This window comes from Vibrio taketomensis (assembly GCF_009938165.1).
Classification (GTDB): Bacteria; Pseudomonadota; Gammaproteobacteria; order Enterobacterales; family Vibrionaceae; genus Vibrio; species Vibrio taketomensis.
Map to the genome: position 1 here is coordinate 2093759 of NZ_AP019649.1, position 24026 is coordinate 2117784.

The 24026-nt window shown below is 44.0% G+C and carries 19 protein-coding genes, 2 tRNA genes and 1 pseudogene; 9 read left to right on the plus strand and 13 right to left on the minus strand.

Features of this window, described 5'->3' with window-relative positions; genetic code table 11:
• Positions 1 to 69 precede the first annotated feature (69 nt).
• Positions 70 to 1503 (plus strand): Na+/H+ antiporter NhaC, encoded by a 1434-nt coding sequence (nhaC, locus tag Vt282_RS09480; protein ID WP_162063242.1) that lies wholly within the window; start codon positions 70 to 72, stop codon positions 1501 to 1503.
• A gap of 68 nt (positions 1504 to 1571) precedes the next feature.
• Here nhaC and Vt282_RS09485 read toward each other — a convergent pair whose 3' ends face one another.
• Positions 1572 to 2927, minus strand: coding sequence for an Hpt domain-containing protein (locus Vt282_RS09485; RefSeq protein ID WP_232055046.1), 1356 nt, complete (start codon positions 2925 to 2927; stop codon positions 1572 to 1574).
• A gap of 206 nt (positions 2928 to 3133) precedes the next feature.
• Positions 3134 to 4135: a nucleoid-associated protein YejK gene (gene yejK, locus Vt282_RS09490; protein WP_162063724.1), complete on the minus strand. Its 1002-nt coding sequence runs from the start codon at positions 4133 to 4135 to the stop codon at positions 3134 to 3136.
• Between the two features lie 85 nt (positions 4136 to 4220).
• On the opposite strand from yejK, the gene Vt282_RS09495 reads away from it, so the two are divergent.
• From Vt282_RS09495 to Vt282_RS09515, 5 genes are all read left to right on the plus strand, one after another.
• The gene (locus Vt282_RS09495; protein ID WP_162045919.1) at positions 4221 to 4445 is read left to right on the plus strand and encodes a YejL family protein; all 225 of its coding nucleotides are present in this window, start codon (positions 4221 to 4223) and stop codon (positions 4443 to 4445) included.
• A gap of 26 nt (positions 4446 to 4471) precedes the next feature.
• Complete coding sequence (locus tag Vt282_RS09500; RefSeq protein ID WP_162063243.1) at positions 4472 to 6280, plus strand: DUF3413 domain-containing protein; 1809 nt, start codon at positions 4472 to 4474, stop codon at positions 6278 to 6280.
• A gap of 52 nt (positions 6281 to 6332) precedes the next feature.
• Positions 6333 to 6409, plus strand: a tRNA-Pro gene (locus tag Vt282_RS09505).
• A gap of 869 nt (positions 6410 to 7278) precedes the next feature.
• Positions 7279 to 7884 carry a hypothetical protein gene (locus Vt282_RS09510; RefSeq protein WP_232055047.1) on the plus strand — a complete coding sequence of 202 codons (606 nt, stop codon included), beginning with the start codon at positions 7279 to 7281 and terminating at the stop codon, positions 7882 to 7884.
• 342 nt (positions 7885 to 8226) lie between these two features.
• Positions 8227 to 8317, plus strand: a tRNA-Ser gene (locus Vt282_RS09515).
• Between the two features lie 185 nt (positions 8318 to 8502).
• Here Vt282_RS09515 and cobA read toward each other — a convergent pair.
• From cobA to Vt282_RS09555, 8 genes are all read right to left on the minus strand, one after another.
• Positions 8503 to 9279: a uroporphyrinogen-III C-methyltransferase gene (cobA, locus tag Vt282_RS09520; protein ID WP_162063244.1), complete on the minus strand. Its 777-nt coding sequence runs from the start codon at positions 9277 to 9279 to the stop codon at positions 8503 to 8505.
• 98 nt (positions 9280 to 9377) lie between these two features.
• Positions 9378 to 10223 carry a formate/nitrite transporter family protein gene (locus tag Vt282_RS09525; RefSeq protein WP_162063725.1) on the minus strand — a complete coding sequence of 282 codons (846 nt, stop codon included), beginning with the start codon at positions 10221 to 10223 and terminating at the stop codon, positions 9378 to 9380.
• Between the two features lie 103 nt (positions 10224 to 10326).
• Positions 10327 to 10650: a nitrite reductase small subunit NirD gene (nirD, locus tag Vt282_RS09530; RefSeq protein ID WP_162063245.1), complete on the minus strand. Its 324-nt coding sequence runs from the start codon at positions 10648 to 10650 to the stop codon at positions 10327 to 10329.
• Positions 10651 to 10662: 12 nt separating this feature from the next.
• Complete coding sequence (gene nirB / locus Vt282_RS09535; protein ID WP_162063246.1) at positions 10663 to 13224, minus strand: nitrite reductase large subunit NirB; 2562 nt, start codon at positions 13222 to 13224, stop codon at positions 10663 to 10665.
• Between the two features lie 387 nt (positions 13225 to 13611).
• On the minus strand, positions 13612 to 14754 hold the full coding sequence (locus Vt282_RS09540) for a mandelate racemase/muconate lactonizing enzyme family protein (protein ID WP_162063247.1): 1143 nt from the start codon (positions 14752 to 14754) through the stop codon (positions 13612 to 13614).
• Positions 14755 to 14944: 190 nt separating this feature from the next.
• Positions 14945 to 15901 carry a DMT family transporter gene (locus Vt282_RS09545; RefSeq protein WP_162045913.1) on the minus strand — a complete coding sequence of 319 codons (957 nt, stop codon included), beginning with the start codon at positions 15899 to 15901 and terminating at the stop codon, positions 14945 to 14947.
• A 108-nt stretch (positions 15902 to 16009) separates the two neighbouring features.
• Positions 16010 to 17185: a UxaA family hydrolase gene (locus Vt282_RS09550; RefSeq protein WP_162063248.1), complete on the minus strand. Its 1176-nt coding sequence runs from the start codon at positions 17183 to 17185 to the stop codon at positions 16010 to 16012.
• Entirely contained in the window at positions 17185 to 17514 is a 330-nt protein-coding gene (locus Vt282_RS09555; RefSeq protein WP_162063249.1) for a UxaA family hydrolase, read from the minus strand. Before Vt282_RS09555 ends, Vt282_RS09550 begins: the two co-directional genes overlap by 1 nt.
• Positions 17515 to 17668: 154 nt before the next feature.
• Here Vt282_RS09555 and Vt282_RS09560 point away from each other — a divergent pair, with 154 nt between their 5' ends.
• Together Vt282_RS09560 and Vt282_RS09565 are read left to right on the plus strand one after the other, a co-directional pair.
• On the plus strand, positions 17669 to 18319 hold the full coding sequence (locus tag Vt282_RS09560; protein WP_162063250.1) for a GntR family transcriptional regulator: 651 nt from the start codon (positions 17669 to 17671) through the stop codon (positions 18317 to 18319).
• Between the two features lie 211 nt (positions 18320 to 18530).
• The gene (locus tag Vt282_RS09565; protein ID WP_162063251.1) at positions 18531 to 20150 is read left to right on the plus strand and encodes a sensor domain-containing diguanylate cyclase; all 1620 of its coding nucleotides are present in this window, start codon (positions 18531 to 18533) and stop codon (positions 20148 to 20150) included.
• A 9-nt stretch (positions 20151 to 20159) separates the two neighbouring features.
• Here Vt282_RS09565 and Vt282_RS09570 read toward each other — a convergent pair whose 3' ends face one another.
• A complete protein-coding gene (locus Vt282_RS09570) occupies positions 20160 to 21086 on the minus strand; it encodes a histone deacetylase family protein (RefSeq protein WP_162063252.1) in 927 nt (308 codons plus the stop codon).
• A gap of 177 nt (positions 21087 to 21263) precedes the next feature.
• Here Vt282_RS09570 and Vt282_RS09575 point away from each other — a divergent pair, with 177 nt between their 5' ends.
• On the plus strand, positions 21264 to 21467 hold the full coding sequence (locus Vt282_RS09575; protein ID WP_162063253.1) for a hypothetical protein: 204 nt from the start codon (positions 21264 to 21266) through the stop codon (positions 21465 to 21467).
• Between the two features lie 44 nt (positions 21468 to 21511).
• Here the strand turns inward: Vt282_RS09575 and Vt282_RS09580 are convergent.
• Positions 21512 to 23453: pseudogene (locus Vt282_RS09580) on the minus strand (DNA topoisomerase III).
• 89 nt (positions 23454 to 23542) lie between these two features.
• A complete protein-coding gene (locus Vt282_RS09585) occupies positions 23543 to 23878 on the minus strand; it encodes a Grx4 family monothiol glutaredoxin (protein ID WP_162045905.1) in 336 nt (111 codons plus the stop codon).
• Positions 23879 to 24026: the final 148 nt, after the last annotated feature.

Here is a 24026-nt window from a genome sequence, read left to right on the forward strand (position 1 = left end):
TCGAGTTTTACCTTAAAACTTGATGTCTAGGTGAGTAATCTCCGGTTTAAGTACGCAAAGAGACCCGCTATGACGCAACCTACCCCTCGTTTACCAAGTATGACGCAAGTCATTGTTGCACTTGGTTTATTTTTATTAATGGCCTTTTCATTTACCGCACAATTAAATCTACCCATTCAGCTTGCGCTGTACATTGGTTGGTTCATTATCATCGTGCTGGGTTTGAGACTAGGGCATCAGTACAAAGAGTTAGAGCAAGCGGCATTAAACGGAGTTTCCAATGGTTTAGGCGCGGTATTGATTTTACTCGCGGTAGGCGCATTAGTCGGAACTTGGATTTCAGGCGGCATTGTACCAACCATCATTTATTATGGGTTGAAAGCCATTCACCCTTCTATTTTCCTGCTTGCAACCATGGTGATTTGCTCGTTAACAGCACTTGCGACCGGAACCTCTTGGGGCGCCGCCGGTACCGCTGGTATTGCAATGATGGGCATAGGTCAAGGGCTTGGTGTTCCTGCACCTGTCACGGCTGGCGCGATTCTATCTGGCTGCTACTTTGGTGATAAAATGTCACCACTTTCAGATTCTGTGATTCTTGCGTCTTCAATGTCAAACGTTGAAGTCATGGAACACATCAAAGGAATGCTACCCATTGCGTTAATTAGCTACATAATTACCGCAATTCTATTTACTCTATTTGGTCTGCACTACGCTGGTAACGTTGACATGTCTCAAGTGCAAAGCGTTATCGAATCAATGGAGCAGCAGTTCTACATTACACCACTGTCATTTGTACCTGTGATTGCTGTATTGGTACTGCTCGCAATGCGCATGCCTTCATTCCCTGTGATTAGCTTTGGCTCGCTACTTGGCATTATTTGGGCCGTAACGGTGCAAGATATTCAATTCATCACGGCATTTCGCACCGCATGGGAACCATACTCCGTTATTTCTGGCGTCGATTTTATTGATGCGATCCTAAATCGTGGCGGCATGTCATCAATGCTAGGCTCGGTAGCGGTTATCGTATTTGGTTTAGGTTTTGGTGGTCTACTCGATAAAGTCGGTGTACTGGAAACTATCGCGAAGCTGTTTGAGCGCCGCGTTAAAAACGCGGGTTCTCTTGCGACCTCAACCATTGCAACCGCATTTATGGGCAACGTGTTTGGCTCTGCAATGTATGTATCATTGATTCTAACGCCAAAAATCTGTGCGAAAAACTACGACCGTTTAGGCTTTAAACGTAAAAACCTCTCTCGTAACGCAGAGTTTGGCGGCACACTGACATCAGGTATGGTGCCTTGGAGTGACAACGGTATCTATATGGCGAGCATTCTTGGTGTCGCTACGCTTTCGTATGCACCATTTATGTGGTTAAGCTTTGTATGTATTCTCGTGACCATCCTGTGCTCATACATGGGTTGGTTCGTCGACCGCTGTGAACCGCAAGCTGAATCGGCCTCGGAAGATTCTTCTAAAATGAAGCAGCAAACTGCATAGTCAAGACATCCAATACAACAGAGCGCCTCGGCGCTCTTTGTTTTTTTCTGCTGACTGTAGAGCAACGATTAGGATGCGATTGAGTCCGTGTTTATTGAAGTATGTTCGGATTCACCGCGAATAAACGCTTTCGCTTCGAGAATTGCTTGGTTAAGGCACAATTCCAAATCAGCTAACAAAAGGGTAACTTGCTCACTGTCTTTCGCCAATGCCGTTTCCAAGCGACCAGCGACATCCCTTAACTGATAAGCCCCCAAGTTTCCCCCTACCCCTTTTAAGCTATGTGCTCGGCGAATGGCTTCTTCTGGAGACTGATGCTGCAAACGTGCAATCTCAGCCGAATCGTCTTGATGATCGTTAACAAACACTTCCAATAGCATGCACAGCGATTCACGATCGCCACCTAAACAATCCATCATCACACTAAAATCAATTTGAGGCGCTGCAGTGAATGATCTTTGGGGCGCTGTATTTTTCGGCAAAGGCAAATCCAACGTCTCGGGCTGAGCATCCATTACTTGCTCTGAGTGACTATCTTCCAACTCAATGGTCTCCGCTTGATCTTTATTTGCCGATTGTTTTCCTACAACCGGCTCAGCGTTTTCTAAGTTGATTTGATCATTTCGTTGCCACTCTTGAGTTGAATTTTCTTTGCTTTGGGTGCGGATTGCCATATGCATCATGCCCAGAAGCCCAAGCATAACGACACCACTGAACAAAATGCCAATGAGCACCATTTTCTTCAGCGCCGCCTGACTTTGTTGTACAACGTTTTGTAACTCTTTGTACACTGAGTTACTGATCAGCCGTTCGACAATGTATCCACCTTGAGCAAAACTCCCCATTACACGTGAGGTTTGCGCGAGCATTGTTTGTAGTGTGATTTTATCTGCATCCACTAACGAATTGGACTGAATAAATAGTTCATCCAAATGTTTGTAAGCTTTTGAATTGGTGGAATAGGATGAAAAAAGCGCTTCAAACAGATAAGTACTAAGTTGAAAGTAATAAACTTCAATCTCTGGGCGAGATTGATACGCCAAGCGTTTGGCTTGAATCTCTGTCAGCAATTCACTTAAAGCCAACTCATTGTTCACTAACGCCTGACTTTGCTCAATAAAGCGATCCGTCGTAAACAATAACTGCTCGATGTCTGGCTGCAACCACCCCACCGACGAATGCTGCGCTAACTGATCGCGTTGTTGTTGTAAGCTCGCTAACAACTCAACTTGCTGATCTCTCATATTTGAACGATAGGCCGATTCAAAAAATAGACTGCTACGAAATTCATCTACCTTGTCACTGACTTTCTGTATCTGCACGGTTCGTTGCTCGAGTGATTGGTAGTTGACCATCATACCAATGATCACAACTAGCCAAACAACAACAATGCACCAACCCAGTTTAAAATGTCGCTTGTCCATATGATGTAAATCTTTCTTAACTTGTTATTAACTAGGATATACATAAATGTGCAGATAAAAGAACAGCATGACTATTTTGTCGACTTAAGCTTGTTCTATCTCGCTATATAATCAAATAACTCCCTATTTCAGGTTTTCAGAGTACAGATTACTTGGGACATACAAAAAAGCCCTACTAATCAGCAGGGCTTTCGAAACAAAAGTGTTTAGCGATTACGCGTTAACTGGTCACGTAAATTTGGTGGCGTACCTTTGATGGTCAATGTATCTGTTTCTGGATCGTAAAAAACACGCTCACCCAAAAGCAAACTATCAAAACTTAAGTTCAGACCACCACCAGCACCAACATATTTAGTTAGTTTACGCATGGCAGTGCGGTCAGCAGGGAAGCTCTCTTCCAACTCGTAACCACGGTCTTGAGTGTAATCTAAAAAGCTCGAGCCATCTTGAGCGGCAGGCAATTCGCCTGAAAGCTCTTTAACGTAAACTTCATCGCCAGATTTAAGCTGATCGTTGCAATAATCGTAGACTTGTTTCTTGTAGTTATTTGTCTCAGATTTATCCAATTGTGAATCCGCGCAGTAATCCTCAACCGCCTGCATTAACACTTGGTTTTGTTGCTTGGTATCCAAGCCGACTTCTGCCTGTAGGAAATCTAAAAAGAAATCTGCAACTTTGCGACCAACACGGCCTTTGATGTAAGCAAGGTAGCGATTTGAATCTTTGTCTGTTTGGTAGCTCGATAAATCGATACGTGCCGCGATATCCATTTTGCTGAGATCAAGGTATTCAGTAGCACTAATTTCTAGGCCTTCTGTCACTTTCAAACTCTCATTGGATGGAATAATACCGACAAATAGAAAATCGGTGGCAAGAGATTGATACTCAGCAAACACTAAAATACCCTCGTCAGCGAATGGGTACTTACTGAGTTCTGCTTTCAGACGATTTGCGCTAAGTTGTGAGAAATCATAGAAATCGCGCTCATTTTTGTGCAGTTCTTTCAACCACACCTGAAATTCACTGTCAGACTTAAATGAACCAAAGCCCTTACCGGCTTTTGAGTTGAATACACGATGTAGCTCGGCGACTAGGTTTTCTGTTGAGCTATCGTTAGCTAACGCTTCTGCGCGAAAGTTAACAACCAACTCATCAGAATCGTTTTTTCGCAATTGATGTAAAATTACGTTTGATAGGTAAAGGCTCATGTTAAATTTATCGTCGTTATAGGATTCAGTTGCTCGGCATTGTAGGTTATCATAAGCCGCTTTACTATTGTTCATTAGAGTCTTTATGCCGATTACATCTAAATACAGCGACGAAAAATACGAAAACATTCTGACGGAAGTTGCAGCCGTGCTAGAAAAGCATGGTGCAGGTCCAGATTTAGCACTAATGATCGCTGGCAACATTGCAACTAACGTAATTAACGAGCGCGTGGGTGTAACCCAACGTAAAGCAATTGCAGAAAAATTTGCCCAAGCGCTACTGTCTTCTATCGACGACAAAGCACACTAATTTAAAACCGGATAATAGAACTATTCATGGTAGATAACGGAAATACATACGCAGAGCGGGTTTCGCGTTTAGTTGGTTGGGGTCACTGGTTTGCCTTCTTCAACATTATCGCCGCCATGCTCATCGGTACCCGATATATCACGCAATCGCCTTGGCCTGAGACGTTACTCGGTCAATTGTATTTAGCGGTTTCTTGGGTTGGCCACTTTGGCTTCTTAGTGTTCGCCGTCTATCTTCTGGTTCTATTTCCGTTAACCTTTGTGGTGCCGTCACGTAAGTTATTCCGCTTACTGACGGTTTGTTTAACCACATTAGGTCTAACTTTATTATTGATTGATACTCAAGCTTATCAGTCAATCAACCTGCATTTAAATCCTGTTGTTTGGGAAGTACTGTTTACCGATAGCGGTGAACATACAAATGGCGTCAGTGCCGATCTTCAGCATCTATTCGTCGTTTTACCTTTGATCTTTTTGGTAGAACTGGCGCTCTCTGAATGGGTTTGGCGTAAACAACGTAAACTGTCGCACAAACACATCGGTCGCCCAATTGCAGGCGTATTCTTCCTCTGCTTTATTTCCAGTCATCTTATTTATGTCTGGGCCGATGCGTATTTCTACAATCCGATTACGTCTCAGCAATCTAACTTCCCTCTGTCTTACCCAATGACAGCTAAGTCCTTTATGGAAAAGCACGGTTTACTAGACAGACAAGAGTACTTAGAACGTCAACAAGCTAACCTTGGTGAAGCGGAATTAGTGCGCTACCCGATTGAAAAGCTTGAATTTAGTCGTCGTTCAAACCCGCTGAATATTTTAGTAGTAAGTGTTAACAACTGGCGTGCCGATGCACTAAACGCATCAAATATGCCAAAAACATTCGCCTATTCAATGGATAACTTGAGCTTCAATAATCATTTCAGTTCGAGTAACGACAGTAGCGGCATCTTTGGTTTGCTTTACGGCTTACCAACCAGCTACGCAAGCAGCATTAAAGCGCAAAAATCACTACCAATCGTGTTAGAAACGCTACAGAACAACGACTATCAAATTGGTCTTTTCAGTGGTGATAATTTTAGCGACCCTCTATACAAAGATATCGTATTCCAAGGGCTAACAACGACTAAAATTGATGACAAACCAAATGAATCTGGTGACCAAGCCGCGATTTCGGCATGGAGTAATTGGGTTCAAACGCAAAGTAAGCAACCTTGGTTTAGCTTTATCGAGCTGACCACATTAGATGACTTTAGTGATTACAAGAATAAATCTGGTAACACCATCGATGATCTGAAAGCGAACTACATCCAATCTGTAAAAAGTGCAGATGAGCAGCTTGCGAGTATCTACAAAACCATTGATGAACTTGGACTCGCAGATTCAACCGTGGTAGTGATTACTTCAAACCATGGTACTGAATTCAACGAGACTAAAACCAACAGCTGGGGCTCAAGCTCTAACTACAGCCGTTACCAACTTGAAGTTCCAATGATTATTCATTGGCCAGGTAAACTTGCCGGACAGTACAACCATCGCACTAGCCACTTGGATCTGTCAGTAACGTTATTACAAGATTTGATGGGCGTGTCATCAAACCCTACGGACTTTAGTAGTGGCCGAAATCTATTTGACGAGCGTACTCGAAAATGGATTTTAGCGGGTGATTATCATGAACTGGCATTAATCACCAATAAAAACACAACTGTGATTGATAAGTACGGTAACTACAAATTGTATGACAGCAATTACCATCGCTTAGCTGATGAAAACCCTGCGTTACCAGTCATTATGCAAGGTCTAACTGAACTACAGCGCTTCTACACAAAAAGCCAATAAATCAGGTGGTTAAATTTGACGCTCAGCGATTTTGGCGTTAGATTAGTTTCATCGGACTGTAGCGCAGCTTGGTAGCGCACCGTCATGGGGTGTCGGGGGTCGGAGGTTCAAATCCTCTCAGTCCGACCATACACCAGTTAAAAAAAGAGAGCTTATGCTCTCTTTTTTCGTATTGTTAAGCTTAACTTTCTTACATAAATCCGAGCTAATGCATCATTTTTCGACCAACTCAAAAAAATATGCGCAAAACAGCTCACAAATAAAGCAAACAGTACTTTGAGGGGTTTACAATATTTCAAGACCTCTATATTATGCGCTTCAACAACGGAGATGGCTGAGTGGTTGAAAGCACCGTCTTGAAACCGGCATACGTTAATAGCGTATCTAGGGTTCAAATCCCTATCTCTCCGCCACATTCAGAAGCTCGCAAAGAAATTTGCGGGCTTTCGTCGTTTTGAATCTACAAATTATGAAATCGAAAGATTGAACTAGGCATCCCGGATTTTCTCGTTTTAGAAACCATATAAGGGATTTGAAATCCCTAGTCGTGACGACCACAGCACTCAGCCACATTCAGAAAGCCTGCAAAGAAATTTGCAGGCTTTCGTCGTTCTGAATCTAAACATTACGAAATCGAAAAACTGAACTAGGCGTCCCCGGGTTTTCTCGTTTTAGACACCATAAAGGGATTTGAAATCCCTAGTCGTGCGCAACCTAAGATCAGCCGTCTCCACACTTAGTCACATTTATATCGCCTACAAAGCATCTTTTCTCAGCTTAGTCCCCATACTTGTGGCCAAACCCAGCATTAAATTCACAATTTTATGAATGAGACATTGCTTCACAATATTTTATTCGATTTTTACTGAATAACCACTCTTTGCACCAACATCCCAATATTGAATTCGCTTTTCGCTAAACTGTTGCGAGATCAATGGTTTTCACGCAATTTGCAGATCAGATACCTTCCTAAATCAATCCTAATAAAAGGTGTGATCATGAAAACCAATAAGTCGCTTACGGCCTTATTAATCACTTCCGCATTATCGCTAGGTTTGGCTCAGCCAGCTTTTGCTCATGAATATACGTTATCTGTCGAAGACGCGCAGCGTTACGGGATCAGCGTGCCTACCATTAAGGTAAATTACGACGTACTACCGTATCAGCACATTTTGTATGGCTTCCAGCTGCATGTTGAGCTAGAAGGTGCAACGTTAAATACAACTAACGTAAACACGCTAAAAGCGGCAACCACAATTTCTACTCATAACGTTGTTCGTCCTTACCGCGCTAGCTCAAACACGATTAGCTACCGTATTTCGGGTGAGTTTGACCATCGCGCGGTAAACTTTATTGATTTCACCCTCGATAAGAGTGTCCTTTCTACTGACCATGATTTAAGTATTCGCATTCCGGTGGACATTGATGTCACACCGCCAGATACCCCACATGCACTTGCCAATACAATTGCGACCCTAAATATTGATAGTGTAAATGCAGACGACTTCCTGATTGAATCCGATCGTACACTCTATAAAATCACCCTCAGCGAAGGTGAGTTTTTGCCAGGTTTTTGCCAGATCCTATCGCACCAAGTAGCGTAGAGGGTTGGTCCGCATCTGGAAAACGACCAAAAACTCAGTTGAATTTATTGTTGAAGGCGGATTCCACGAGCCAATCGTAGGTAACTGGAATTTTGAATTAGAGCCAAGTACCACAACCTTAAATAAAACACTTTATATCAGCACGCCTATTCATCATTAAGCGCCGTTATTCGCTATTGAAAAGCACTCTTTTAGAGTGCTTTTTATTTTTAAAATCAGCCTTATAGAACACTATTCAACCTAACGAACTCGCATTTATGTAAAAACGAACACAAATAAAGCAAACAGTTAAATTAGGGGTTTACAACATTTCAAGACCTCTATATTATGCGCTTCAACAACGGAGAGATGGCTGAGTGGTTGAAAGCACCGGTCTTGAAAACCGGCATACGTTAATAGCGTATCTAGGGTTCAAATCCCTATCTCTCCGCCACATTCAGAAAGCCTGCAAAGAAATTTGCAGGCTTTCGTCGTTTTCGAGCACTATAAATTTATAAGGCCCCACACTCAACCACATTCAGAACACCGTCAAGTTCGGTTTGCTCTCTCGTTAGAAGAATACAGACGAAAAAAGCCCGCTTATAAAAGCAGGCTTTAGAGGATTAAGCCAGTTAGCGGTTAACCGTGGTTATGAAACCAGTCTAGCTTTTCATGCAACGATGTCACACTGCCAACCACTATCAAAGCTGGGCTTTGTGCTTGTTTCGCCATAGTTGGCAATTCAGACAACTCTCCACGGAAAACACGTTGCTCACGGCGGGTACCATTTTCAATGATCGCACACGGCATATCCGCAGCCAAACCATGGGTAATGAGTTTATCTGCAATGTAGCCGCTCTGTTTAAGCCCCATATAGAATACCAAGGTTGAATTAGACTGCGCCGCTGATTGCCAATCAATTTCTTTGCCATCTTTTTGTACATGACCAGTAATAAACTGCACGGCTTGAGCGTGATCTCGGTGCGTGAGGGGAATACCTGCATAAGCAGTCGCCCCAGCGGCTGCCGTAATACCGGGTACCACCTCAAAGCGAATACCTTGCTCAGCTAAGGTCTCTAACTCTTCTCCACCACGACCAAAAATAAACGAATCACCGCCTTTTAGACGTACTACTCGTTTAGCCTCTAGTGCTTTATCAACCAGAATTTGGTTAATCTGATCTTGCGGCACACAGTGATAATCTAACTTCTTGCCGACATAAATCATTTCAGCTTTGTCGTTAGCTAGCGCCAATATTTCTGCCGAGACTAATCGGTCATAAACAACCACATCTGCTTGCTGAATCACTTTGTACCCTTTAACGGTCAGAAGTTCTGGATCGCCAGGTCCTGCCCCTACTAAAGAAACAAAACCTTGGGCTAAACCTGGGATCAGAGAAGTCAGTTTAGTTGTCATAACCGTGCCTATCGAAAATTTGAATATAAGAAGAAGCTCTACCCAGAACTACTTTTATACTCAAACTGCCCCACCTTTTCAGCAGGGCAATCAGCAAATTATTTGCTTAATACAGGTGCAGCATCCATGTTCGATTCATTATCAATGCCTTTGGCTGTTTTAGCATGTGTCAGGTAAAGCGGCACACATGTTAGTAGCAATCCACCCACGATATTGCCAAGAATGGTTGGGATCAGGTTGTAATTAAGCCATGTAGCAATGCCAAAATCAGCGCCCAACATCATGCCAAGCGGGAACAGGAACATGTTGACGACTGCGTGTTCAAATACCAACGCGAAGAAGATAAAAATAGGCAACCACATAGCAGCAATCTTGCCAGCGACACTGCGAGCCGTCATGTTACCAATCACCCCTAAACACACCATCAGGTTACACAAAATGCCGCGCACAAAGCAGGTGATCCAGCCATCCATACCTAAATTTTCAAAACCCACGGTGCGTGCCGTTGATACTTTAATGAAAGTTTGACCCACTGCATTAGGCTCAACACTAAAATTCATGGTCAAAGATAGGGCAATAAGAAAAGCCACCAGCAGTGAACCAATAAGGTTACCCAAGCCAACTAGCCCCCAGCAACGAAGCACGCGTCCCCATGTAATGCCCGGACGGTTATCAAATTTGGCCAGCGGCGCTAAACCAAATACGCCTGTCACCAAGTCATAGCCCATTAAGCTTAAGATACAAAAACCAACAGGGAAGACTAATGCACCTACAATGCCGATCCCTGTTTGCGTGATGGCCGTAATGGCGACAACAACCGCGAGTGACAAAATAATGCCTGCCATCGTTCCACGCAGGATAAGATCACGCGTCGATGTGCGCACTTTCGCCTCGCCTGTCGCTATCATGGTTTGGACAAATTCAGCTGGTTTTAAATAAGACATCATGTCTCTCCAAAAGTAATTAAAATCAAATAGTGAAAGGCTCCCTGCTCTATCCCGTTCCCCCGCAAGAACAGGAAGCCTTTAAGCTATTTAATCTCCTGGATTAACCTGCAATCTCAACGTCACCGTTCGTCACTCGCGTTTGATAGGACTGAACGTTAAAACGCTCGTCTTCCATGCATTGACCTGTTGCGAGATTGAAACGCTGCTTCTTGAGTGGGCTTGCCACCCAAAGTTCGCCTTGGTGCTCACAAATCAAACCGCGAGATAACACGTTCGATTGGAAGAAAGGGTCCGTATTGCTAATCGCAAATACGTGTTCAGCTTCTGAAGGGCGAAATACCGCAACTTGCTGACCATTCACCAGTGCACAAACACCAGTGCCTGGTACGATGCTGCTGATGTGACAGATTTTTTTAAATGACATAATCGACCTACCTTAATCCGCAATCGCTACATGAAGAATGTCGCCTTTCGCTTCAGGATGTTTTTCCGTAAAAGTCGCAGGGCGATGTTGTTCGCGCTCTTGTACAAACACCACATTGTCATCGCGTTTTTCAGAGTTAATGAAGTGCGCAAAGCGAGTCAGTTGTGATTCATCATTGATGGTTGCTGTCCACTCACATTCAAACTCATCAACCAATTTGGCAACATCCGCTTCTAGTTGCACGTTGATGCCGAGTTTGTCGTTAACAATGACTTCACGTAGATAGTCAACGCCACCTTCCATGTTTTCCATCCAAACAGAAGTGCGTTGCAGTGGCGCAGCAGTACGGATGTAGAACATCATGAAACGGTCGATGTACTTGATTAGTGTTTCTTTGTCTAGATCGCTGGCTAGCAGGTCTGCGTGACGAGGTTTCATACCACCGTTACCACATACGTACATGTTCCAACCTGCGTCAGTGGCGATGATACCAAGGTCTTTACCTTGTGCTTCTGCGCACTCACGAGTACAGCCAGACACACCGAACTTCATCTTATGAGGGGTGCGAATGCCTTTGTAACGGTTCTCGATGTAAGAACCTAGACCAACAGAATCTTGAACGCCGTAACGACACCACGTTGAACCAACACAAGTTTTCGCCATACGAAGTGCTTTTGCGTATGCTTGACCTGTTTCGAAACCCGCGTCGATAAGCTTGCGCCAGATCTCTGGAAGATCGTCTTTTTGAGCACCAAATAGACCGATACGCTGAGCGCCGGTGACTTTGGTGTATAGACTGTACTCTTCCGCCACTTTCGCCAGCGCACCAAGAGCTTGAGGTGTCACTTCCCCCCCAGCCATGCGTGGGATAACGGAGTAAGTGCCGTCTTTTTGGATGTTACCTAGGAAGTTATCGTTGGTGTCGTGCAGCTTAACCAGTTGTGGCTTAAGAATGTGTTCACCCCAGCAAGAAGCTAAGATAGAACCCACGAGTGGTTTACACACTTCGCAGCCATAACCTTTTCCGTATTTCTCTAGAAGCTCATCAAAGGTTTTGATCTCTTCAATACGAATTAGGTGGAATAGCTCTTGGCGTGAATAAGCAAAGTGCTCACACACATCGTTTTTCACTTCGATGCCTGACTTTGCAAGCTCGGCATTAAGCACTGACGTCACCAGTGGAATACAGCCACCACAACCAGTACCTGCGCCAGTCACTGCTTTGATGTCTGCCAAGGTATGGTTACCATCCGCCACGGCCTGAGCAATCTTGCCTTTCGTCACATCAAAACATGAACAGATAACGGCGGTTTCCGGCAACGCATCAGCGCCAAGTGCTGGTTTTTCAGCCCCTGCGTGAGCAGGAAGAATCAATGCGTCAGGGTGCTCTGGTAAGTCGATTTCATTCAGCATCAACTGCAGTAAGTCACCATAGTCTGCTGTGTCGCCAACCATCACTGCGCCCAACAGTTTTTTGTTGTCTGCAGAAACAATCAGGCGTTTGTACACCTCTTGCTCTTCGTTCTGATATACGTAGCTCTTACAACCTTCGGTGCGGCCATTAGCATCACCAATTGAGCCCACTTTTACACCCAGAAGTTTCAGCTTGGCAGACATATCTGCACCTTCAAACTTACTCTCATTGTTACCAAGTAAGTGGTCAACGGCTACGGTCGCCATTTTGTAACCTGGCGCAACCAAACCGTAGAACATGCCATTCCAAGACGCACACTCACCAATCGCATAGATATCTTGATCTGACGTTTGGCAATGGTCGTTAATGGCAATGCCACCGCGAGGTGCGATCTCTAGTTCCATTTGGCGAGCAAGCTTATCTTGTGGGCGAATACCCGCAGAGAACACTACAAAATCGGTCTCAATTTCGCTCCCGTCAGCAAAACGCATCACGTTGCGCGCATCTTTGCCTTCAGGTGCAATTTCTAGCGTGTTTTTGCTGGTATGAACATTGACACCCATGCGCTCGATTTTTTGGCGAAGCTGGTTACCACCCGCTAAATCAAGCTGCTCAGCCATTAGCTTGGGTGCAAACTCAACAACGTGAGTTTCCATGCCTAGCGCTTTCAATGCACCAGCGGCTTCAAGACCAAGTAGGCCCCCACCAATCACCACCCCTGACTTGCTTTTTTTCGCTGTCGCTTCAATTGCTTTTAGGTCTTCAATGGTGCGGTACACAAAGCAATCTTTGCTTTCATTGCCTTTGATAGGCGGAACAAACGGATAAGAGCCTGTCGCGAGGATCAGTTTGTCGTATTGAATTTCACGACCAGAAGAGGAGTAAACAATGCGGTTCTGGCGATTGATATTAATCGCACGCTCACCTAGCAATACTTGAATGCCGTGTTTCTCGTAGAAGCCTTCTTTAACTAAAGAAAGTTCTTGAGCGGTATGATGGGAGAAGTAAGAAGAGAGGTGGACACGGTCATAAGCGACACGTGGTTCCTCACAGAAGACCGTTACTTCAAAGTTTGAAATATCGGTTTTCTCAACTAGATCTTCGATATAGCGGTGTCCCACCATGCCATTACCGACGATCACTAGCTTGAGCTTGCTCATAATCAATTCCAGTCTTTATTTCGTATCTAAAGCGGATTTTTAATTATGAAGAAAAATTAATACATGATGTAAATCAATTACAGTTTCAAACTACCCTAAAGTGGTAGACGTAGTTAAATGGGTTAAACCTCTTAGTAATCGAGCATTTTACAGTAATTAAATTACATAAATGGTCATTTGATTACTAATAAGTACAACAAACCTAAAGCAAAGTGGGTTGAATCACATCGCTATTTTCTGGATAAAAGAGGCAACCAATGGCTGCCTCTTTGACTTATTTCCAAGTTTGAACCTTGCGGTTAGTAACGTAACTTCAAGGCAAGAATCAGGCCCAATCCCAATTCTTTTTTACCCACGCACTACAACCTGACATGGGCAGAACGTGAATTAATTTACGCGGTACTTCGCGATGATCTCTTCATCAAGCTCAACACCCAATCCTGGAGTGTTTGGTACTGCTACGTAACCATCTTCAAATGCGATTTGGTTTTTCACTAGTGACGTAAACAGTGGGCTTGTGCTTTGCGAGTACTCAATTAGGTCGCCGTGTTCACGAGACGCTAGGAAGTGTACCGTTGCTGCGATCAGAATACCGGTTGAGAAACCGTGTGGAACAAGCTTCATACCAGCCATGTGTGCCATATCGTAGATCTTCACCATTTCAGTGATACCACCACAACGAGTTACATCTGGTTGAACAAAGTCTGCACCTGATTTTTCAATAAAGTTAGCGAACTCGTAACGCGTTGTTAGTGTCTCGCCACCAGCCAGTTTTTGTGTCGTAGATTGAGAAACCTTACGGTAACCCGCTAATACGTCATCTGTGATTGGCTCTTCAATCCATAGTAGGTTGAATTCTTCTAGTTTCTTCGCCATCTCAATCGTGTGGCCAGCTGTGCGCCATGCACTTGCTAGGTCGATAGCAATTTCAACGTCTTTGTTGATTGCACGTGCTGTTTCACACACTGTTTTAATGATTTCGTAGTCAGTTTCAGCGTTCTTACCTAGAGGACCACCACCAAATTTCAAAGAAGTGAAACCTTGAGCTAGCAATTCAGTTGTGCGAGCTACGTTCTCTTCTTTTACTGCTGACGGGATAAACGTACCGTACGCGCGGATCTTCTCACGGAATTTACCGCCAAGAAGTTGCCATACTGGTACTTTGTAGAATTGGCCTGCGATATCCCAAAGCGCCATATCGATTGCAGAGATAGCGTGGATCATTGTCGAGCGACGACCAGCGTAGTGCGTGCCGTTGTACATTTTGGTGTATAGACGTTCGATTTCTAGTGGGTTTTCACCGATTAGAAGACGCTCTAGACCTTGAGAAGAACCGTGGCTTTGCGTTGCTTTAATGCACGCTTCGATCATCATTGGTGAGCTGTCAGATTCACCCACACCAGTAATACCTGCGTTAGTATGAACGCGAATGAGTACGCCATCTTCACCCCATTCACATGCTTCATCTAGCGCAGGAACACGTAGGTGGATGACTTCAACTTCTGTAATTTTTAGTTCGTTAAATAGCATTGTACTTCTCTACTATTAGCAATAATTCAATTGATACCCGAGCCTACCCCTACGCTGTAGGCGCAACGAGATTAGGGAGGCTCAGATAAATTATTCTTTCAGGGCGAATCAAATTGTGGAGCGATTTGATTTGGGGGATTTAGCTGCCAGACTTGATGCTGACAGCTAATTTATAGCTTTCTGCTTTGGATTAAGCGCTTGCTTTTTCTGCAACAGGCTTTTTCGTAAAGCGGTCACCAACAGTGTAGATACATAGCGCGATAACTACCGTTACTACACCACCTAGTTTTTGCATTGTCATTACTTCGCCTAGTAGGAAGTAAGCTACGATCATTGCAAATAGTGGTAGAACGTTTAGTGCCATTGTTGTGATAACGGCGTCTTGAGTTTTCAGTGTCGCTACTTCCCATAGAGCGTATGCGATACCTGAACACAGTAGACCAAGCGCTAGAATACTGCCGATGTGCTTACCGTTTTCAACCAATACTGAAGCTGAAGCGAAGTCTGCACCAGTAACGATACCAAGAACAAGTAGAGCCACTGTTGCTGCACCGAATTGGTAGAAACAGCTGGAGAATGTGTCGTAACGTGAGTTTAGGTCTGAACCAAATTTACCAAGAATGTAGTTGTAAGTTACGAAACCAAGTACGCCGAATAGTGCGAACAGGTGGCCTAGGTTAAGACCTTGAATCTTGTTCGATGGGTCGTAAGCAATCACGCCAGCACCTACCAATGAAAGCATTACAGCAAATACTTTTGGTGCTGATGGTTTGATTTTATCAATCACAAATACCGCTAGCATCGTTAGGAACGGAGCCATACCGTTGATCACGCCAATCTCACCCGATGAAGTGTATTCGTAAGCTAGAATAGTAAAGTAGAAGAATACCGCTTGAGCAGAAACGCCCGCAGCTGCCAAAAGAAAACCGTCTTTTTTGCTTTGGATTTTCTTCAGCGTATGTTTCTTAGAAAACATGAATAAAACAACGAAACCTAGTGTTGCAATCGCGTAACGCGCAACCGCTAGTACAACAGGATCCAGTTTACCCGCTAGTACACCACCTAGAGGAAAAGATGCACCCCAAAGGGCAGCACAAACAAGGGCAATTGTTAGACCTAATGATTTATTTGGAGCAGGTTTACTCATTTTTATTATCTCGAATAAAAGCGCAGTTCAGCGCCTTTTCAATATAAGGGCACAAAATTGGGTTTAAACCAAGCTACTTGCTATAGGGCTGCAAGTAGCTCGAGAAAATTATTGTGGGCAAATACCGATAACGTGTTCTAGACGTTGGTCTTTTTGGTATAGAGAAGCGTACGCATAGCCCACACCTTCTAAGTTAGTCGGTTCACCATTTGCAACATCAAACACGCGCTTAACGATTTTGTTCGAAACGTTATCGATAGTGTCTGTTGCATCCATGATTCCACAAGCGTTGATATCCATATCAGCCGTGATTAGTGAGCTGTTACCAGACACACGAATCACTGGAACGATTGAGTTGTTAAAACCTGCTGCACCCGCAGTCCAGATGATAAGCTGACAACCTAGTGATGCAAAGTGCATCGCTGCGCCGCCACAAAGCATGGTGGTTTCGGTTAGGTAGAAACCAGGTGTAGTTGGTTTTTCACGGTGAATGTGGTTGATGCGCAAACAATCTTGAATTGGGCGCGTACCCGTCTTGTGCATTGCACCTTGTGATTTTTCGTCGATAGTCGTTAGACCGCCAACACTATTACCGATAGACATAGTCTCTGTGCCTTCGATTACGTGCCAACGCTTTAGATCTTCTGCGATTAGACGTTCAATTTTCTCACCCACTTCAGGTGTCACTGAACGCTCTTTTAGGATCTCTTCACAACCCAATAGCTCAAGCAGTTCGCCCGCCATTGTCGTTGCACCCATGTCAACGAGTTTGTCTGAAGCCGCACCAACAGATGGGTTAGACGCTAGACCACTTGATGTGTCAGAACCACCACATTTGATACCGATACGCAGTGCAGAAACTGGCGCATCTACACGTTCTACGCTGTCTGCGTATACTTTGAGTTCTTTCGCTAACTCAACGCCATCTTTGATCGTTTCGATAGTGCCTTTGTTTTTAATTACCGTTAGCGTATGAACTGGCAGGCCTTCTTTGCGCACTGGCTCAGCAATCATTTCAGGGTCGATTGAACCACAACCCATTGCAATCACGAGTACGCCAGCAATATTCGGGTTTGTTGCTGTATGGATGATCGTGTCGATCATCTCTTCGTTACCACCGTACATACAGGTGTAGTGGTTTGTTACAACAACTGAATCATCAATCTCTTTGCTGATGTTACGTGCGATACCTTCACAACATTCATCAATAGCAACAATCAATACGCTGTTACGAATACCAAATGTACCGTTTGGACGTGGGTAACCTTTAAATGTCGCAGTCATTATTGTTCGATCCCCATTTGTTTAATGATTTCTTCGATAATTGCTTCAGGAATGTCTAGGCGTTCGCTGCGAACGTTTTGGACATGAACAAGTTGACCTAGCGGAATTTCAACAATCGACTTACCGATAGAGTGACCACATTTCATAATGTGTTCGTCATTTGCGATGTCACCCAGCGCAATCTTGTTACCAAAAGTGATCTTTTGTAGCGCTTTGATCTCTGCGATTACTTCGTTATCTGCTGAAATAATCTCAACTAATTCGTGTTTTGCTACGTCACCAAGTAGGGTTGCTACATTGTCCGTAGGAGAAAGTTTTATTGCTTTCATTGTATATTCTCTGTCTTATCGTTAAACAGTTAATTGTCCATTGTCCGACAATCGACATTATACTGATAAACAAACGACAAAATATGACTAAAGTCACAACTTGGTGTAATATTTTTGAATATTCTGAAATGACTCAATCAAATGAATCTGAAAAATGAAGATAAATAAACAGAGCCTAGAAGACCAAGCAACTGAATTTATTAAAGATATGATCGTCAGCGGGCAGCTTTCACAAGGCGAAAAGATCGTTGAAAGTTCTTTATCAAAATCACTAGAAATTTCACGTAGTACCCTGCGTATGGCCCTCAACACTCTCGCTCATGAAGGTCTCGTGGTACAAAAGCCGTATGTTGGCTGGCAAGTTTTCACTTTGTCTAATGAAGATTTGTGGGAGCTTTACCATATGCGCGTAGCAATTGAATCAGAAGCCGCTGTCATGGCAGCAGAAAGAGCGACCGCGGAAGATAAACTCGCACTACGTCAGGTGTATGAAGAATTCTGCCAAGTTTGTGCTGAAGGTCCGCTGGACATCGTCTCCGTATGTAAGAAAGATTTTGATTTACATAGGAAAGTTGTTGAGATCAGTAAAAGTCCTAAGTTTCTAAAAATGTACGATCAGATCGCTAACCTACTCAGAAGTTATATTGAATTGACTCATCATGACTACGAGCTGTCGCAAAGTGCAATCAGTCATAAAGGGATTGTAGAAGCGATTATTTGTGGCGATGGCGAACGAGCACGCCAAGAATCGACTCACAATATCACGATCTTTTCCGATTTAGGCCACGCGATTCCTCAAGCCTAAGCTTATCCAGGGTAAGTCACTACTTACATTGTGTGACTTACCCGATCTACTTTCTTTAAGTTATTCAACAACTCAGAGTCATATCTAGTGTAAACTACAAGCAACACTGGTTAGTTTATGCAGTGCAAACCGTTCATTATTAAAACCTACCCAAACGTGATGCATATCACTACAATAGCGCCCTTTTGCGATATTCACTGTTGTAGTTGTCATGACGTCCTCTGATTTAAGATTTTTCCTTACCCGCACTTCTTTGCTGGCGCTGATCTTCACTGCGTTATTTGGGCTTATGTTCTTTTACCACTCAACCCAGGAGTTAGAGACAGCCAAAAGCAATATTGAGGTTGAACAAAAAGCGCTGCTGGAAGGAAAGAAAAACTACATCGAGTGGGTGATTGGGTCGGTGGTGAAAGAGACGGCCCTGCTCGCCGATTTACTTGGCCAGCAAAAAATCTACAAAACCGATACGGAGTTTGATCTCGAAACAAAAAGCCAACTACTCGAACATACAAGCGATGCGTTGTTGGCAATGAGTCAACGCAAAGAGATCTATGATCAAATCCGTTATTTAGATCTTAATGGTAATGAAATCGTTCGCATCAACTTTAATGATGGACACGCGACAATCGTGCCTGAAGCACAACTGCAAAACAAAGCTCATCGTTACTATTTCCAAAATTCGATATCACTCTCTTGTAATCAAGTTTACGTTTCTCCAATCGATTTAAACATCGAACATGGCATGATAGAAATCCCGTACAAGCCAACCATTCGAATGGCAACTCCGGTCTATGATGAACAAGGAGTTAAACGTGGCGTCGTTATTATCAATTATTTAGCGGGTTACCTTATGGATGGCTTGCGACTATTCAACCTAAATAGTGGCACCAACTATATGTTGATCAATCATGATGGGTATTTCCTGTTCAACGACCTAAAGCCGGATTTAGAATTTGCCTTTATGTTTGAAGGCAAGCAAGCAGAAACAATCTATCGTCAATTTCCGACGTTAGCTGAGCAAATCAAGTCCACCATTTCAGGACAGTTCGAATCGGACAACGGCATTATGACCATCGAATCGGTCGGTGCGGTCGACCGTATTAATCCATATTGTTTTCAAGATTTTCATGTTTCAAACAATGACACAACGGCTTGGAAATTAGTTTCTTTTGCTAATTTTAATCATCGTATCGACCTTCAACATCCTTCGAGCACACATCGAAACCTCATTATTTTTGGTGTGTTAATGAGCTTAGTGTTGGCATTGAGTATTGCAACTTACCAACTGCGTTTACATCGCGATGATCGCCGTATTCATTATCTTGCGCATTACGATAGTCTCACAGGTTTATACAATCGAGGGGCTTTTCAAGCAAAATATCAGGCAGTCATTGAGCAATCTCTGCATAACCGCACACCACTTTGCTTGATGTTTATCGATATGGATGACTTCAAATCGATCAATGACAATTTCGGTCATTTGAATGGGGATAAAGCGCTAAAACATGTCGCCGATGCGATTAAGCACGTTTTTGATGACGATGTCGTTGCAGGACGAATTGGTGGGGATGAGTTTGCCGTACTCTTGCACAATACTAAGCATTTAGAGCAGATAAAATTGTACGCAGATCAACTACTCGCTGCGATTCGCCTACCAATCAAAATTGACGAAGCCAATGAAATACAAGTGAGTACCAGTATCGGTGGCCATTTTTGCGCGGGCGCTTGCTGCGCAGAAGATGAATTGATTCATCATGCTGATACCGCCATGTACCAAGCGAAACACGGTGGCAAAAACCGTGTGGTTATTATGGATTGCCAGAATAAGTAATCAACACCGTTATATTTGGCAGCGACTATCAAATGCCGCTTGCAAAAGCTGCATGTGAATGGGCACCAATGCTTGATGCTCGCTGCGATAACCGCCACCAACCACACATGCAATTGGAATGGCTTTACGCTGTGCGAGTTGCAACATAAAGCGATCGCGCTGGTAAATGCCTTGGGTTGAAACATTGAAGTAACCCAGTTCATCATCGCAATGAATATCAACGCCTGCATCGTACAAAATCAAATCTGGCTGATGCAGGTTTACGGCGGTTTCCACTACCGAGTAAAAATGGTCTAGAAATATCTCGTCACTGGTTTCTCTCGGCAAAGCGATATCAATATCGGAGTCAGGTTTCTTGGCTGGAAAGTTCTTATCGCAATGGAATGAAAGCGTGATGATGTCATCATATCTGGCACACATGGTTGCGGTGCCATCACCGTGGTGAACATCGCTATCAACAATCAATACCTTATCAATACGATCAAACTGCAACGCTTTTCTCGCGGCTAAAACCAAATCATTCACTAAACAAAACCCCGAACCAAAATCATGATGGGCATGGTGATAGCCGCCACTTAAATGGATCGCAACGCCGTGTTCTAGCGCCAACTCGGCAGCGAAACAAGTGCCGCCAGCAGACGTTAATGTGCGCTCGATAAGCTTCTCACTCCAAGGAAAGCCAATACGGCGCATTTTTGCTGCTGGTAACTGCCCTGCAAATAATGGCTCAATATAGTCCGCCGCATGCACCGCCTTCACTTCATCGCTCGATAGTGGTGCCGGAGAAAAAAGTGAAAACGCCTGCTGCCATTGAAGATCACTGTCTCGTAGCTCACACACGGCCTGATACAACAATCGGTATTTATTGATTGGATAACGATGCTCCGGTGGCAAGGGAAGTTGTGAGTATATGTCGTGATAGATCAGTGGGATCATTACTGTGCTTGCGTTGATATGAATAGGTTTATGTTAACAGCTTGCTATGATGCGACACAAAAAATTTCCGACTAAACGTGTCGTGAGCAATTCAATAAAATCTACTATCATCAGCTTGAAATTTCACTGCCTACAACCAGACTTATAATGCTTTTACTCAATAGCGGAGAATAACTCATGGCAGATAAACATCTGGTAAATTTCAGCGAAGCACATGAATTAAATTACTGTTTGCGAAGCGCAGGAAAACGTCAAACCCAAGCCAATCGAGACGCATTGATTGACTTGGGTAGACAAGTGAAAAGCGAACTAGGTAAACGTGTATTGACGCAAAATGATGTACGTGGTGCGATTGCCGACCATGACAACCTCTTTGATTAGCAATAGCTAGGCGACGTAATGATGTCGTCGCCTAATACACTTCCCTACCCTTTTGATTTCTTCGCAGCCGTTTTGTTGTAACTGCGCTTTTTACGTTTATACGCAGGGCGTTCTACTTTTGGCAAATAACGTAGCGATTCTGGTACCTCACCTTGCTTTACTTGCGTCATCAATTGCTCAATACGAGTTTGTAACGCCGCCATAAAGGGTTGGTAAGCCTGATTACGCTCAGCCATACCCTGCAACTGGTGCTCCCAATTCGCCGTCATATCTGGATAAGTCGACTCATTAGGCAAGGCATGGATCAAACCTCTGCCCGCTGCCGAGCTCAAAATACTTTTGCCTTGTCGAGTCAAAAGCTGGCGCTTAAATAGCGTATCTAAAATACCAGCCCGGGTTGCTTCAGTGCCCAAGCCGTCAGTATCGCGCAGAATTTTTTTCAGCTCTTTGTCTTCCACAAAGCGCGCAATGCCGGTCATCGCTTGTAGTAACGTCGCTTCGGTAAAGTGTTTCGGCGGTTCAGTCTGGTGCTGTTTGATTTCGCCCTCACGGCAAGTGAGCACACTCAGCCAGTGGCGGCGCGTTATCTACCCCGACATCTTCATCATCAGTTTTGCCCATCAACGCTTTCCAACCTGCTGCGACCAATTGACGACCTTTCGCGATAAAGACTCCGCCAGCAATATCAAATACCAACTTCGCTTCCGCATAAACCGCTGCAGGATAAAATTGCATGAGGTACTGTCTGGCAATCAATTGATAAACCTTCATCTCATTGGCAGACAGTGCGTTAACCGCCGCCTGTTTAGGCGTCGGAATGATCGCATGGTGCGCATCAACTTTTTTATCATTCCATGCTTTAGATTTTCGGGTTAAATCTGCGCCACTCACCGCCGCTTGCATCTCTTTGGCATTATTGACAATCGCTTGGCAGACACTACTCGCTTGAGCAAAATGCTCACTTGGCAGATAGCGACAGTCCGAACGTGGATAAGTAATCAATTTGTGTTTTTCATACAGCGACTGACACGTATCCAACACTTGCTGCGCACTCATGGCATAACGTTTTGCGGCATCGATTTGTAAGGCAGAAAGTGAATAAGGCAAAGGCGCCGCTTGTTTGGTTTGCTTCTGCTCTGACTCCACCACTTTAGCTGGTTGATTGGCAATGCGGTGAGCAACGTTTTCCACCAGCTTGCGATTGAGCACTCGCCCCTCTTCATCTTGCCATGGCTTGCAAGCTTCACTCGGTTGCCACTTAGCGCGAATATCAAAATGACCAAACTCACCTTGATAAGGAATGAGCGCATGCAGCGAAAAGTAATCACGAGGCATGAAATTCTCAATGTCTTCATCACGGCGCACCACAAGACCAAGCACTGGTGTTTGCACTCGTCCAACAGAGAGTACCCCTTGGTAACCCGCTTTTTGTCCAAGTAAGGTATAAGCGCGTGACATGTTCATGCCATACAGCCAATCGGCACGTGAGCGAGCGAGCGCTGACACCGACAGAGGAACAAACTCGCGGTTACTGCGCATAGAATTCAACGCACGTTTCACCGCTGGTAAGTTCAAATCGCTGATCAACAAACGTTGGGCATTTTGTTTTTTGGCTTGGCTGACTTTGCAGTAGTCCAATACTTCATCCACCAGCAGTTGCCCTTCTCTATCAGGGTCTCCGGCATGGACAATTTGCTCACTCTCTTTGAGCAGCTTTTTGACTACCGAGAGCTGTTTACTGGCTGATTTTCTTGGGCGTAGTTGCCATTGCTGCGGCACGATTGGCAAATCATTGAGATTCCACTTTTTATAGCGTTCATCGTAAACATCAGGCTCAACTTGCTCGAGCAAATGGCCAATACACCAAGTCACTACATCACCGTTACCACAGCGAATAAAGCCTTGATCGTTTTTTTTCGGTCCGGGCAATGCCGCAGCTATCGCACGACCTAAACTTGGTTTTTCAGCAATAAATAAACGGGACATAGTCAATTCAGCACAAATAAATAAGGCCACATTATGCAATGTGGCCTTAGAAACTCAAGAAAAACTGTAAATTTAAACAGTATTTTGCGTTACTCTGCGTCGCTTTGTGCGCGAGCTGCTGCTTCTTTGATTAGAGGTTGAAGTTCGCCTTTTTGGAACATTTCAAGAATGATGTCACAACCACCGATTAGCTCACCTTCAATCCATAGTTGTGGGAAAGTAGGCCATTGTGCGTAAGCTGGAAGTTCTGCACGGATATCAGGGTTTTGTAGAATGTCTACGTAGGCAAATTTTTCACCACAAGCCATTAGAGCTTGAGCCGCTTGAGAAGAGAAACCGCAGCTAGGTAGTTTAGGCGAACCCTTCATATAAAGAAGGATTGAGTTCTCTGCGATTTGCTGTTTGATTTTTTCAATAGTTTCCATTGCTTCCCTCTGATGGAGTTACTGCAAATTATCAGCGCATTTTAAACTATTGCTCAAGAATAAAAGCACATAAAATTGCGGTTATTGACCAATTATTGTTACGATACTTTAACACAAAGTAACCAAAGGTCTGTATTGTCAGCAAATC